Annotated in this window: 16 protein-coding genes and 1 pseudogene; all 17 read left to right on the top strand. The window is 71.1% G+C overall.

Annotation, left to right across the window (positions count from 1 at the left end):
- Window positions 1-362: hypothetical protein (locus ABZ646_RS27155; RefSeq protein ID WP_360524065.1), on the top strand; the 362-nt coding region annotated here is incomplete at its 5' end.
- 48 nt (window positions 363-410) lie between these two features.
- Window positions 411-1,112 carry a hypothetical protein gene (locus tag ABZ646_RS27150; protein WP_360524062.1) on the top strand — a complete coding sequence of 234 codons (702 nt, stop codon included), beginning with the start codon at window positions 411-413 and terminating at the stop codon, window positions 1,110-1,112.
- Window positions 1,113-1,137: 25 nt separating this feature from the next.
- The gene (locus tag ABZ646_RS27145) at window positions 1,138-1,896 is read left to right on the top strand and encodes a hypothetical protein (RefSeq protein ID WP_360524059.1); all 759 of its coding nucleotides are present in this window, start codon (window positions 1,138-1,140) and stop codon (window positions 1,894-1,896) included.
- Window positions 1,893-2,723, top strand: coding sequence for a hypothetical protein (locus ABZ646_RS27140; RefSeq protein ID WP_360524056.1), 831 nt, complete (start codon window positions 1,893-1,895; stop codon window positions 2,721-2,723). Before ABZ646_RS27145 ends, ABZ646_RS27140 begins: the two co-directional genes overlap by 4 nt.
- A gap of 210 nt (window positions 2,724-2,933) precedes the next feature.
- A complete protein-coding gene (locus ABZ646_RS27135) occupies window positions 2,934-3,317 on the top strand; it encodes a hypothetical protein (RefSeq protein ID WP_360524053.1) in 384 nt (127 codons plus the stop codon).
- A pseudogene (locus ABZ646_RS27130) lies at window positions 3,314-4,114 on the top strand (DUF317 domain-containing protein); the annotation flags it as partial. The gene ABZ646_RS27135 and the pseudogene ABZ646_RS27130, both read left to right, overlap by 4 nt.
- A 31-nt stretch (window positions 4,115-4,145) precedes the next feature.
- Complete coding sequence (locus ABZ646_RS27125; RefSeq protein ID WP_360524050.1) at window positions 4,146-4,502, top strand: hypothetical protein; 357 nt, start codon at window positions 4,146-4,148, stop codon at window positions 4,500-4,502.
- Complete coding sequence (locus ABZ646_RS27120; protein WP_360524048.1) at window positions 4,493-5,311, top strand: DUF317 domain-containing protein; 819 nt, start codon at window positions 4,493-4,495, stop codon at window positions 5,309-5,311. Before ABZ646_RS27125 ends, ABZ646_RS27120 begins: the two co-directional genes overlap by 10 nt.
- Window positions 5,312-5,388: 77 nt before the next feature.
- Window positions 5,389-5,901 (top strand): hypothetical protein, encoded by a 513-nt coding sequence (locus tag ABZ646_RS27115; RefSeq protein WP_360524045.1) that lies wholly within the window; start codon window positions 5,389-5,391, stop codon window positions 5,899-5,901.
- Window positions 5,902-5,903: 2 nt separating this feature from the next.
- Complete coding sequence (locus tag ABZ646_RS27110; protein WP_360524042.1) at window positions 5,904-6,677, top strand: DUF317 domain-containing protein; 774 nt, start codon at window positions 5,904-5,906, stop codon at window positions 6,675-6,677.
- A gap of 32 nt (window positions 6,678-6,709) precedes the next feature.
- On the top strand, window positions 6,710-8,500 hold the full coding sequence (locus ABZ646_RS27105; protein ID WP_360524039.1) for a TraM recognition domain-containing protein: 1,791 nt from the start codon (window positions 6,710-6,712) through the stop codon (window positions 8,498-8,500).
- On the top strand, window positions 8,497-8,955 hold the full coding sequence (locus ABZ646_RS27100) for an XF1762 family protein (protein ID WP_360524036.1): 459 nt from the start codon (window positions 8,497-8,499) through the stop codon (window positions 8,953-8,955). Before ABZ646_RS27105 ends, ABZ646_RS27100 begins: the two co-directional genes overlap by 4 nt.
- Window positions 8,956-9,074: 119 nt before the next feature.
- Window positions 9,075-9,584: a hypothetical protein gene (locus ABZ646_RS27095; RefSeq protein ID WP_360524033.1), complete on the top strand. Its 510-nt coding sequence runs from the start codon at window positions 9,075-9,077 to the stop codon at window positions 9,582-9,584.
- Window positions 9,581-10,330, top strand: a complete 750-nt coding sequence (locus ABZ646_RS27090; RefSeq protein WP_360524031.1) for a hypothetical protein — start codon at window positions 9,581-9,583, stop codon at window positions 10,328-10,330. Before ABZ646_RS27095 ends, ABZ646_RS27090 begins: the two co-directional genes overlap by 4 nt.
- A 26-nt stretch (window positions 10,331-10,356) precedes the next feature.
- On the top strand, window positions 10,357-10,512 hold the full coding sequence (locus ABZ646_RS27085) for a hypothetical protein (RefSeq protein ID WP_360524028.1): 156 nt from the start codon (window positions 10,357-10,359) through the stop codon (window positions 10,510-10,512).
- Window positions 10,513-10,874: 362 nt separating this feature from the next.
- Window positions 10,875-11,798 carry a hypothetical protein gene (locus ABZ646_RS27080; RefSeq protein ID WP_360524068.1) on the top strand — a complete coding sequence of 308 codons (924 nt, stop codon included), beginning with the start codon at window positions 10,875-10,877 and terminating at the stop codon, window positions 11,796-11,798.
- Window positions 11,795-12,059, top strand: a 265-nt coding sequence (locus ABZ646_RS27075; protein WP_360524025.1) for a DNA cytosine methyltransferase, incomplete at its 3' end; no start/stop codon positions are given. The genes ABZ646_RS27080 and ABZ646_RS27075, both read left to right, overlap by 4 nt.

The raw sequence follows: 12,059 nt of genomic DNA, 5'->3' as shown, positions 1-12,059 counted from the left end.
ACGTCACCCACGCCCACTTCCAGGCCGGTGACACCGTCGTCGTCCTCAAGGGGGTGGCCGGCGGGGAACTATGTGGCGACGCGATGCGCGTGGTCGCCCCGTCCTGGCACACCCCGACCGACGAGGACGGGTGGCGGCTGCGGGATGCGACCGGCGGTGCCCAGTCCTACGTCACCGCCCACCCCCGCTACCTCGTGCACCTCTCGCGCCGCTGCCCGGACTGCCTGATCCACCTGCGGGCCATGGAGGAGACGCTCCTGGCCCGGTTCGCCGGCCGCGACGAGCTGATCGACTGCGGCTGGTACACCACCACCGCCCTGGGCCAGCTCGTGCACATCGCCGATATCCGCAGCGGCCGGTGATCGCCGTCGGGCCCAACGCCCAACGATCTCCCCGGGAGAAACGTCTCCTTGCCCCGTACTGACCGCTTCCTGGACATCCGCCGCGACCCGCACTCCGACGAACTCCTCGCCCGCGGCGGTGACTCCGAGGCCCACAGCATCCTTCAGCGCGCGGGTTTCGTCGCCGTCGTCCGCCTCCACGAGTCCTACCACCGGGCCCCCGCCGCCCTCGCCAAGGACGACGAGTCCCGCCTCGCCACCAACGCCGTCGCACGCCTGCGGGCAGCCGGGTACCACGTCGACTGCGACCCGCACTTCGACTCCGATGCCCGGCCCGTGCGCTATCCCGCCCTCGGCTCCTCGGTCTCCCGCCTCGCCGAGCGTCTGCGTGAAGCCACCGACACCGACGAAGCAGCCCGGATCCTCACCGAACTGACCGCGCCTCACGACGGCGTCCTCGCCGGGCTGGATGACACCCTCGGCGCCCTGGCGGAGTTCTTCGACGGCCTCGGCAACCCCTCCGACCCCTACACCGCCCGGCGCCTGCGCTACCTCGCCGACGAATACGTACGCGTCATCCGCTCCGACCTCGCACACGCCCGCGAGCGGCTGGCCGACCGGTACGCCCCTCACCCCGGCCGCCGGGCCTGTCTCGAACAGGTTCCCGACCACGAGACCGAACGCTCCGCGGTGTGCGCCTGCCCACCACCGCCGCGTGCACTGCCGGCCCCGGCGCCACCGCCCGTCAGTGCCACCCGCCTGCGCCGCTGACCCCCTGCAACTGCCCAAGGACACCATGCACGACCATGACACCTCCGAGCGCCTCGCCTCGTACGCCGACGTTCTCGCCGGTGAACTCCCCGACACCTGGACGAGCTCCTACCTGGAGCCGGATGCCAAGGACGACCTCGCCGAACTCGCCGAGCGCATATGGGACCTGGACCTGGTCGCCGCCTCCCTCGCCGAGCACCCGCTGAAGCAAGCGGCCGTCCTGAGCCGGCCCGACGGCGCGCAGCTCGTCATTGTGGACCGGTACGACGAGCGCGACGGGTTCCTCGTCGCCGCCGTCGCCCCGCACGCCCTGCCCAACGAGGCGTACCGCGCCGTCCGCGAGCCCAACGGCATCGCCCTGGCGGACGACCCGTTCCTGGGCGCCGAGCAGATAGCCGGCGACCTGCTCGCCCGCTACGACAGCGCCCTCGCCCAGGCCCGCCACCACGCCCTGGGCCACATCCGGCCCTCCCAGCCGGACCGGGTCGTCCTGACCTGGCAGCCGGACGGCAGCATCGCCACCGCACCCGCCGACGACCGCTCCAGCGCTGTCCTGACAGCCCACGGCTTCGTCCATGATCCGCAGAGCGGCATCTACCGCCTGAGCGGTGACGACACCCAGGTCCAGGCCCGGACCCTGCGCGAGATCGGCCCGCGGCTGGACGCGCTCGGCATCGGCATCGCTCTGCAGCATCCCGCGGGCCGGACCGCGCCCGCCGCCGCGCCCGCTACCGCGTCGCCCGTCCCCGCCAACGCGCGTACGACGACCGCCCGGTCTCGGTGACGCAGACGGAGCCCGACTTCTGGGTGCTGGAGTACGTCACCATCACCAGGGACCCTCGCACCGGCCTGGTCGTGGCCGTCGATGGCACCGAGCAGGCCGCGGACATTCTCCAGCGAACCGGGGGCTTCCTCTCCGCCCCCGGCCCGCGTGGGGACTATCACCGGCTTCCGCACGGCCTGCCCGTGGAGCAGCAGCGGCTGAAGGCGACCGCTGCCTCGCACGCTCTGCTCGCCGCCGGGCACAGCGTCTACCTCGACCCCGCACTGAACATGCTGGTCGTCCCGGACGGTGAACGCGAGGCCGCCCTGCGCTATCTGGCGGGACTCGCCGAGCGAGCCGCTACCGCAACCACCGGCAGCGAGGTGGCCGAGGTCCTCACCGAGATCGCCGCCCCCCGTCCAGGGGCTGCTGCCCCTCGTCAGAGAAGTCGTCGTCCGCGTCTGGATCGCCGCAGACGACTTCCAGGAGACCGCGCCCGCCGGGAAGACCGATCCCCTCGCGCGGCTCGGAAGCACCGCCACCTCTATGAGCGAGGCCGCGCGCGCCATCCTCCACGCCCGCAACCACGCCGTACGCTCTGGACAGCGGCCGGTCACTGCCTCACCATCGCCGGCGGGCCGCGCCCGGCCTGCGGAATCGCGCTGCCGCTGACCGCGGAGAGCCTCACGGCTAACCTGGCCGACGGATGCGGCAAGGACGTCAAGACCTACATCAAGGCCCTGACGGCCAATCGGTTCCCCCATTGCCTGCGCGTCGGCCGACGCACCCCGTATGGCGCCTGGGCGGTCCCGGTACCGCGGCGGGACCGCCCATCTCACCGACCTTGAACCGGAGAAGCCCGTAGCAACCCGCACACCCCCACCGATCAGCAACCGGCTCAAGCCCCGACTCGCCACGGCCCTCTTCCGCCGCTATCTGCGCTCCTGCATTCCGACCGGCCCCGACCACACCTCCCCGCTGGCCGAAGGCCGTCCTCGCCGAGACACAGCGCCTCGGGCAACGCCACCGCCACTGACCGTCCACCGACCCGGAGGAGCATGACCCACCCCACCCCCTACCTGGTGCAACTGGCCGACGCCATCGCCCGCCAGCTCGGCCAGCTCACCGACCACCTCTCGCAGCTTCCCCCGCCCCAGGCCGCGCAGGTCATCGCCCGCGTGCTCGACCCGGACAACGGAATCCTCGGCGGCGTCACCCATCTCGTCGCCACCGGCAGCGTGTTCGCCAAGGACCAGGCAGAGCGCGGCGCGCTCCCCGCGGAGGTGTGGCTCGCCCTGGGCCGTGCCTCCAACGAACTCGGCGACATCACCCTCGATCTGGACGAACACAAAGACACCCTCCAGACCGTCGGCGCCCGGCCCGCCACGACTGCGGCGAAGCCCCCGGCGCCCGCACCGCTCGTCGTCCGGCGCCACCGGTGAAGAAGAAGCAGTGGCAGGGCTGGGGCCCCGGCGAGCAGGCCGAGCAGCACTACCTCGTCCAGCCCCGTGCGCTCGCCGGCGGCGGCGATGTCCGGCACGTCTCGGAGTTCCTGCGCGCCTCGGGATGGCGGGACAAGTCCAGGTCCGGTGGCCCCTTACTCGTGGAGAGCCCGGACCGCACCGTCCGTGTCGCCTACGACCCCTACAGCCTTCCCGGCGGATGGACCCTCCACGGCCGGGCAGGCAGGGCGAACGGCGAGTGGTACGCCCACCTGGGCCGGCAGACCCCGGTGGAGATCCTCGCGGGTCTGACCGACGCCCTCACCCGCCCCCGCTCCGCCCACGCCCCCAACATCTGGGCCCCGCTGCTGGAGCAGGACTGGCACACGCGGTTCGAGGGCCAGGACTACACGACGACGAGCCCCGACGGCACCGCGTGGCTACAGTACTGGCAGAGCCCCGACGGGGCGGCGATGTGGTGGACCGGCGCGTAGGACACACAGGGCAACAGCTGGACGGCCACCTTCACGCCGAACACCCCGATGCACCTGGTGCAAGCCTTCTCCAGCGAACTCGCCAGCCCTGACCCCGTGATGCGCCCGCGCGGACGCGTGCCGATGAGCGCGCGGATCCGTACCTGGTCGGTGTCCGTGAAGCCCTCCCAGCTCAGTGCCTGGCAGCAGGCCCGTATCACGGCGGCCCGCGCCGCCACCTGGGCCCGCAACAGCGCCCATAGCACCAGGCCGAGCACGACCGCCCGCCCCTACACCCCGGCCGGCGGCGCACACACCCGCCGCTGCCCGCGACCGTCCCGCCCCGAGGAGCCCGATGCCCGCACTCACCCCGGACATGATCCGCGCCCTGACCGAAACGCTCGCGGACCTCACCGACTACCTGCGCGAGAACCCCGACCCCGCACAAGCCCTCGCCCTCGTCGAGCCTCTCCTCGACGAGTACACGGGACTGCCTGCCCAGTTCGCCGACACGCTGCGCGCCCTCGCCCGCACCGTACAGGAGAACCGTGACACACCGCGCACGGCGCACGGCGACCTTCTGATCACCGAACTGCGCACGGCCGCGTGGGAACTGGCCGACCAGCACACCCTCCACTACGTGCTGGACGATCTCCGCGACCTGTACGGCAGTTCGCCGACGAGCGAGCGGGAGTCCTGCCCGTGTCGCTGAGCGAACGACAGCTCGCCGCCTTCGCCGACAAGCACGCCTGGCGGATCCCTTTCGACACCAGCCCCCGCCATCTCGCCGGTCCCGGCGACCCACGGCACATCACCCACGGGCTGGCCGTCGCCGGATGGCAGCGCACCTCCGACCCGCTCAGCCCCGAGATAGTGCTCACCAGCCCCGACCACCGCTACAGCCTCGGCTTCGATCCGGGAGCCGGCATGTTCGCCTGGTGGCGGCTGTGGGCGGAACGCACGGACAATGAACACGGCTGGTACGCCCACTTCGGCGAACTCGCCCCCGCTGAGATCATCTGCGGCCTCACCGACGCCCTCGTCGCCTCCACGCCCCCGACAGACGCCACCCCTTTGGACGTGCTCGACGCCGCGGGCTGGCTCATCGACGCTCAGGGCGCGGCCAGTTCGCCGGACGGAACGTGTCGCGTTGAACGGCGTACCGAAGAACGCGACGACTCCGAGGTGTCCTGGCACATCGAGGTGCGGGATCCCGACCGAGGACGCTTCGGTCCCCGCCTGTGGGAGGCCCGGTTCGCCGCCCGCACACCCCGGCCACTGGTCAACGCCCTCGTCACCGCGCTCGCCGACCCCAGCCCCCTGCAGCGCGGCATGCACGATCGCACCGCCCACTACAGCGTCGTCCAGGAGCCCAGCCCGCTCACCCCCAAGCAGGTGGTCGAGGCACACACCGCCCGGCTCGACGCGATCCGGGCCCGGGCGCGCGCCGCCCGGCGCCAGAACAGCCGGTCCGCCACGCCCCCTGCCCCAGACGCCGCCCGGACACCGGCGCGCCGCTGACCTGGAAGGACACCCTGCCCATCCCCCTCTTCGACCACCACGCACACCGCGACTTCCTGCGCCACCTCGACCACTACGTGCGGGACAGCAAGAAGATCCTCGACGCCTGGGACACCTACTCCGACGAGCACACCGACCTCGACGGCTGGCCCTACGACGATCACGCCTACGGCCTGCGCGCGAGCCAGCGCGACGCGGACACCGCCGAAGCGTTCGAGCCCCTCCGCTACGGCGCCCGGCACCTGCTGGCCACCGCCGAGACACAGCTGACCCAACTACCGGCGAAGACGGTCCAGAGCCGCTGGGTCTACCAGCTGGGCGTCCTGCACACAGCGTTCGACCGGCTCGACGAACTGCACCAGCAATGGCTGCTCACCCGCGACGCCCTCCCCGCCACCGCCAAGCCCGGCACACCGGACTTCGACGACGCCCTCGCCGAGCACCACGCCGAATCGTGGAGCTACCTCGACGACTGGGCCACCCACGGCACAGCGCTCCGGGAGATCAACACCGCGGCCCGCAAGGCCCCTTCTCCTCTGGTCCCCGCATCGGACCTCGCACCCGTCCGGAGAAACTTGGCCCGGAAGTGACCATGCCCTTGACTCCCGAGACCGTCGAGGTCGACTTCGTCGCCCCGCGTCACCTCGCCGGCGGCGACCCCGCCTGGATCACCGTCCCCCTCCACCGTGCCTGCGGATGGAGCCACGGCGACGACCCCCTGATGCCGCGCGTCCTGCTCTCCACCCCCGACCAGAAGGCCCTCCTGCGCCTGGAGCCCGACCCCGACAACCAGTGGTGGGCCCTGTACCACGCCGCCGAGCCGGACCGGCCCGCCTGGTACGCGAGCTTCGGCGCCCGCACTCCGGTCGAACTGATCGCCGCCGTCACCGACGCCCTCACCGATCCGGCCCTGGCCGCCGATGCGCCGTGCGACCCGTACGGGGCACTCCGGCAGGCTGGCTGGTCACGGTACTTCGACGACGGCCTCGTATCCCCCGACGAGAAGGCGTACGTCGAGCGTCCGGGAACACCGGCCGATCCGGGAGCCTGGTTCTTCACCGTCCCCCTCGGCACGCGCCGGAAGGTCTGGGAGGGCCGCTTCGGCGCCCACACCCCGCCACGCCTCGTCGCCGCGTTCACCGCCGCGCTCGCCGACCCGAAGCCCCTGCCCCGCACCCACGGCGGGCGCGGTCTGTCAGCCCTCGGCCCGAACATCGTCACCCGCGAGACCACCAGCGTACTCGCCGTACGCGTCGCTGGGGCGCTGGAAGACCGCGTTCACTCCGTCGCTGCCCGGCACGCCACCCCGCCGACGGTCCCGTTCCCTCCGCGGCAAACACCGCCCAGGCACGGCCGCAGCCGCTGACCCCCACCTCCCCGCCCGGAAGCACGGAGCCCTTGCCCCCTTCCTCCTCCAACAGCAACACCGACGGATACGACCTCGTCCTGCGCCTCCTGCTCGGCGTCCTCTCCGTCGTCGTCCCCCTCGCCCACCTGGCCTGGCTGTCCGGGAACATCACCGCCTACCTCACCGGCACCAGCTGGGCCCCCTACCAGCCGACCAACGCCCTGCTCCACCCCGAGCAGGTCTGGCCCACCGCAGGCGAGACGTCCCTGCTGATCGGTGCTCGCATCGTCCCCGTTCTCCTGTTCCTCGCCCTGGGGGCGGGGGCGGGCGTCCTGTGGGCGCAGCACAAGAACCGAAGCGGAGGCCGGAAGAAGATCACCGGCATGGCCAAGGCCCGGGACATCGAGCCGCTGATGGCCAAGGCGATCACCGACAAAGCCCGCTCCCTGCGCCCCAGCCTGAAGAACACCAAGCACATCGAGCCGAAGGACACCGGCATCCTCCTCGGCAACCTGCAAGGCAGCCGCCACCAAGTACGGATGGGGTTCGAGGACGTCGCCGTCGCGATCATGGCCCCGCGTTCCGGGAAGACCACCTCGCTCGCCATCCCCTCCATGCTCGGCGCACCCGGCCCGGTCCTGCTCACGTCGAACAAGGCCGCCGGCGACGCCTTCACCACCGCCTACGAGGCAAGGGCCCGGGCGGGGACGGTGTGGACCATGGACCCGCAGCAGATCGCGCACGCCGAACGCTCGATGTGGTGGAACCCCCTCGCCAGCGCGAGAACCCTGGACGGGGCGAACCGGCTCGCGGGACACTTCCTGGCCGCAAGCGTCGATGCGTCTCAGCAGGGCGACTTCTGGTCAAAGGCCGGCAGTAACATCCTGTCCCAACTACTGCTGGCCGCAGCGCTCGACGAGCGCCCGATCACCGACATCATGCAGTGGCTCGCCTTCCCCGCCGACCGCACGCCCCTCGACATCCTGCGCGACCACAAGTTCACCGCCGTCGCCGCTCAGCTCAAGGGAACCGTCGAAGGCCCCCCGGAGACGAGGGACGGCATCTACGAGACCGCCCGGCAGTACGCCTCCGCGCTCCTGAACGCCGAGATCGCCGCGTGGGTGACCCCGCAGAAGGACGTCCCTCAATTCCGGCCGGAGCAGTTCGTCACGTCCACCGACACGTTGTTCCTGCTCAGCAAGGACGGCGGAGGCGGCGCCTCGGCGCTGATCGCCGCGTGCGCGGACTCGGTGATGCGGGCCGCGACCGCACAGGCCGAACGTGCCGGCGGGCGCCTGGATCCGCCGATGCTGGCGATCCTCGACGAGGCCGCCAACGTGTGCAAGATCAGCGACCTGCCGGACCTGTACTCCCACCTCGGCTCCCGCGGGATCATCCCGATCACCATCCTCCAGTCCTACCGCCAGGGCCAGAGGGTCTGGGGAGACGCGGGCATGGACGCCATGTGGTCCGCCTCGACCGTCAAGGTCATCGGCTCCGGCATCGACGACCCGGACTTCGCCGACAAGCTGTCCCGCCTGATCGGCGACCACGACGTGGAGACCACCTCCACCTCGCACTCGGAGTCCGGCAATAGCACCTCGGTCTCGATGCGGCAGGAGCGGATCCTGCCCGCCGACGCGATCCGCGCCCTGCCCAAGGGCACCGCGCTCTGCTTCGCCACCGGCATGCGCGCCGCCATGCTCGACCTCCGCCCGTGGTACCGCGAGCCCGGCGCGGAGGAACTGTCCGCAGCCTCCGCCCGCGCCTCGCAGGCGATCACCGCCCGCGCCGTCGCCAAGCACACGCCAACGCAGTCCGACTTCCAGAAGGCCGTGTGAGCGACACCCCGCTGCACCTGGTGCCGGTCCGCTCCTGGCAGGCGAAGGAGTTCGTGCGGACCTGGCACCGCCACCACCCGCCGCCCGCAGGACAGATCTTCGCCGTCGGCGCCGCCGATAAGACCGGCGTCCTGCGCGCCGTCGCGATCGTCGGCCGGCCCGTCGCCCGCCACCTCGACGACGGCACCACCCTCGAAGTCACCCGGTCCGCCGGCGACGGCACCCGCAACGCCAACTCGCTGCTCTATGGTGCATCGTGGCGCGCGGCGAAGGCCCTCGGCTACCGGCGCCTGGTCAGCTACACGCAGGACGGCGAGAGCGGTGCATCACTGCGCGGCGCCGGGTGGCACATCATCGCCAGCCGACCGCCCTGGGCCGGATGGCACACCTCCTCCCGCCCACGGTCCGGCCACGGCAACGACCGCGTCGCCCGCCTGCTGTGGGAAGCCCCGTGACCGAGCCCGCTCCAGCACGGCAACCGGCCGACCATCGTCCAACTTCCCGTACTGCCCCCGCCACCGGAGTTGTCCTGCACACCGCCGACCTGACCGAACACACCCGCCTTCTCGGGGAAGTGGCCCCCGCCCTGCAGGAGTTGTCCGCGCAGGCAACACGGATCCGGGAGGGCGAGATCGCCAAGCCCGTCCGAGAGATCACGCCCCTGAGCCTGCAGGTGCACGAGCTGGCGATGCAGTGCACACGCCAGCTCCACGACCTGTCGGTCAGCCAGTACCCCGCGATGAAGGGCGGCGCCGACAACCTGGCGCACCTGGCCGGTGCCTGCGCTCAAATCTCCCTGGCCGCCACGCTGTGCAACCTCGCCATCCACCACCGCACCGAGATCCTGCTGTCCGAGGACGCCGACTCCACCCCCGCGACCAGCCGTGACCAACTCCGCCGCGCAGGTGACGAGATGCAGCGCGCGGCCACCACCTATCGCGCCGTGGCCCGACATCTCTCCCGCCGCCTCGCCTCGTTCTCGGAGCGCGCCGAGGACCGTCAGCTCATATCCGACGCCCGCCGGCACAGCCCGCAGCAGGCCCCCGCCACGTCACCGGTCCCCGCCACCCGGCGCCGCGTATGACGACACCGTCCGAGGGCCTCCTGTTCGACGTAGCCACCCCGCCGACGCCCATCGAGCGGCTGCTGCTGCTCGCTGACCAGTACGTGCAGTACAACGACATGCTCGACCGGCTCCTGCGGGCCGGCCCATCGTCGGAGCTCGACGCCCACGCCGGTTCCGCAGAGCAACTCGCCGCCGCGACCCGCGCCGCGATCAAAGCGGTCGCCGACGAACGTCTCTTCCACAGTCACGAGCTGTCGGACGCAGTGGTCCGGCTCCAGCAGCTCGCCTTCCTAAGCAGCGCATCCGCGGACCACGGGCCCCACACGGCCCGCACGCTGACCGCCCTGGCACCCGAGGCGGCCATGGAGTGCGCCGACACCCTCGCCTACGAGATACGACACCGACGCGGGAGTACCGGCAACGCTCCGCGCTACCGGCTGACCTCCACGCACCGCACCGCCTTGTGGGAGATCGGCTGCGGGAACGTCGTGGCCACCAGTTCCCTCGGCCGGCAGTACGTCCGCTACCGCAGCGAGCGCGTGCTCATCGGCACCTTGCGGTCGCTGGAGACGAGCGGCCTCGCGGAACGCGTGCCGAAGTCCGCGCCCTCCGCCTACATGGGTGGACCGCTCCAAGACCGAGTACGTCTCACCGCGGCCGGCACCATCGCCCTGGCCGCCGCCATCAGCAGCCCGCACAGCGCAAGTCCCCCCGGCACGATACCCGCGCCCGCCCCCGCCGAGTCAGCCGCCCGGACCCGCTGACCGATCCTCCGGAGTCACACCACTCCATGCCTCTGCTCAACTTGGCAGACCAGGTACAACAACTGCGCGCTCTGGCACTCGACTTCGAGGCCCTGCACACTCGCGTACGGGACCTCTCCTACACCCCCGGCACCGACGACTGCGCCAGATCAGCCCGCTCCTGCTCAAGGCCCAGGACCTGACAGCCACCGTCCTCGTCCACCTGGGCACGCTCGAATCCAGGGCCTACACCAGCGTCGCCGGGAGCCGCTCCAGCCTGGAGTGCCTGGCCTCGGTCGCAGTCGCCTCCTCCCTGGCCGGCAACGACCTCGCCAGCCGCTGCTCGCCAACCCTTACGACGGTGCTCCATTCCCCGGCTATCCCGCGGACGACGCCTCCACGCACACCGCTCGCCACGCCGCGGCCATCCCGAAGATGACCGAACACCTCGCCGACGCCGCCCACCAGCTCGACCTGAGCGCGACCGGATGCCACTACGTCGCCGCCGGCATCACCCGCGACCGTCGGTGAGAGCGCCCTCGTTTCCCTACTCCCAGGACAGACCATTTCAGATCAGCCCCGATTCCGCGCCCTCTCCCTTGGCGCCGGAGTTCAATCCAGCACGCTTCTCGCTCTGTCAGCCGAGGGCATTCTCCCCCGGGTCGACTACGCCATTTTCGCCGACACAGGATGGGAACCCCTAGCTGTCTATGCACACCTTGACCGGCTAGAAAAGGAGATAGCCGCACCGGCGGGAATATCCGTACTCCGTGTGTCGGCCGGGAAAATCCGACAAGACGCCCTTGATCCGGATCACCGGTTCGCCTCCATGCCGCTCCACATTCTCAATCAGGACGGGCGGCCTGGAATGACCCGACGCCAGTGTACCGGCGAATACAAGGTGAAGCCGATCAAGCAGAAGGTCCGCGAACTGCTCGGCTACCCCTATCCCACACGCATCCCGAAGGGGGTGTTCGTCGAACAGTGGGTGGGAATCTCGACCGATGAATTCCATCGGGCCAAGGACGCTGACGTCAAGTACATGCGCAACCGGCACCCGCTTCTGGACATGTCCTGGAGCAGAGCAGACTGCGTGCGTTACCTGACCTCACTCGGGCTGGCCGATACCCCGAAATCGAGTTGCCTGGGGTGCCCGTTCCACGGAAATGCCCAGTGGCGGCATATCAGGGACACCTCTCCGTCCGAGTGGGCGGACGTCGTCGAATTCGACACAGCCATCCGGCAGGGCAATGCCCGTGCCAACGCGTCGGGCAGCCGACTCCTCGGCGAGGCGTTCCTCCACCGCTCCCGCGTCCCGCTGAGCCAGGCGCCGATCGACCACGTCACCGCGGCCGAGCGAGCCACCCAGCAGATCAGCATGGACGAGGCCGACGTCCTGGAGAACGGCGTCGAGGACGGCTGCTCGCCCTGGGCCTGCCGCGGCGACGCCGACTCACTGACGCAGGACGGCTTCGGGCTGGCCACGTGATACTCGACCTCTTCGCGGGGCCGGGCGGCTGGAGCAGAGCCCTGCACGTCCTGGGCGCGCGCGACGTCGGGCTGGAATGGGATCCGTGGGCGTGCAAGACCCGTTCTGCGGCGGGGCAGTTGACGGTCCGGACCGACGTGGCCCGGTATCCGACCTGGCCGTTCGCCGGCCACACTCACGGTGTGATCGCCTCGCCGCCGTGCCAGGCGTGGAGCATGGCCGGCACGTTGAACCCATCGGCCGCGCGGTGGTGCGCCGAAC

The sequence above is a fragment of the Streptomyces sp. NPDC007162 genome (assembly GCF_040634175.1).
Classification (GTDB): Bacteria; Actinomycetota; Actinomycetes; order Streptomycetales; family Streptomycetaceae; genus Streptomyces.
This window is presented reverse-complemented; position numbering and strand designations above follow the sequence as displayed.

Bases quoted from the DNA above. Each gene is read 5' to 3' on its own strand.
- ABZ646_RS27125 (WP_360524050.1), top strand. From the start codon at position 4,146: ATGCCCGCACTCACCCCGGACATGATCCGCGCCCTGACCGAAACGCTC.
- ABZ646_RS27145 (WP_360524059.1), top strand. From the start codon at position 1,138: ATGCACGACCATGACACCTCCGAGCGCCTCGCCTCGTACGCCGACGTT.
- ABZ646_RS27110 (WP_360524042.1), top strand. From the start codon at position 5,904: ATGCCCTTGACTCCCGAGACCGTCGAGGTCGACTTCGTCGCCCCGCGT.
- ABZ646_RS27135 (WP_360524053.1), top strand. From the start codon at position 2,934: ATGACCCACCCCACCCCCTACCTGGTGCAACTGGCCGACGCCATCGCC.
- ABZ646_RS27090 (WP_360524031.1), top strand. From the start codon at position 9,581: ATGACGACACCGTCCGAGGGCCTCCTGTTCGACGTAGCCACCCCGCCG.
- ABZ646_RS27085 (WP_360524028.1), top strand. From the start codon at position 10,357: ATGCCTCTGCTCAACTTGGCAGACCAGGTACAACAACTGCGCGCTCTG.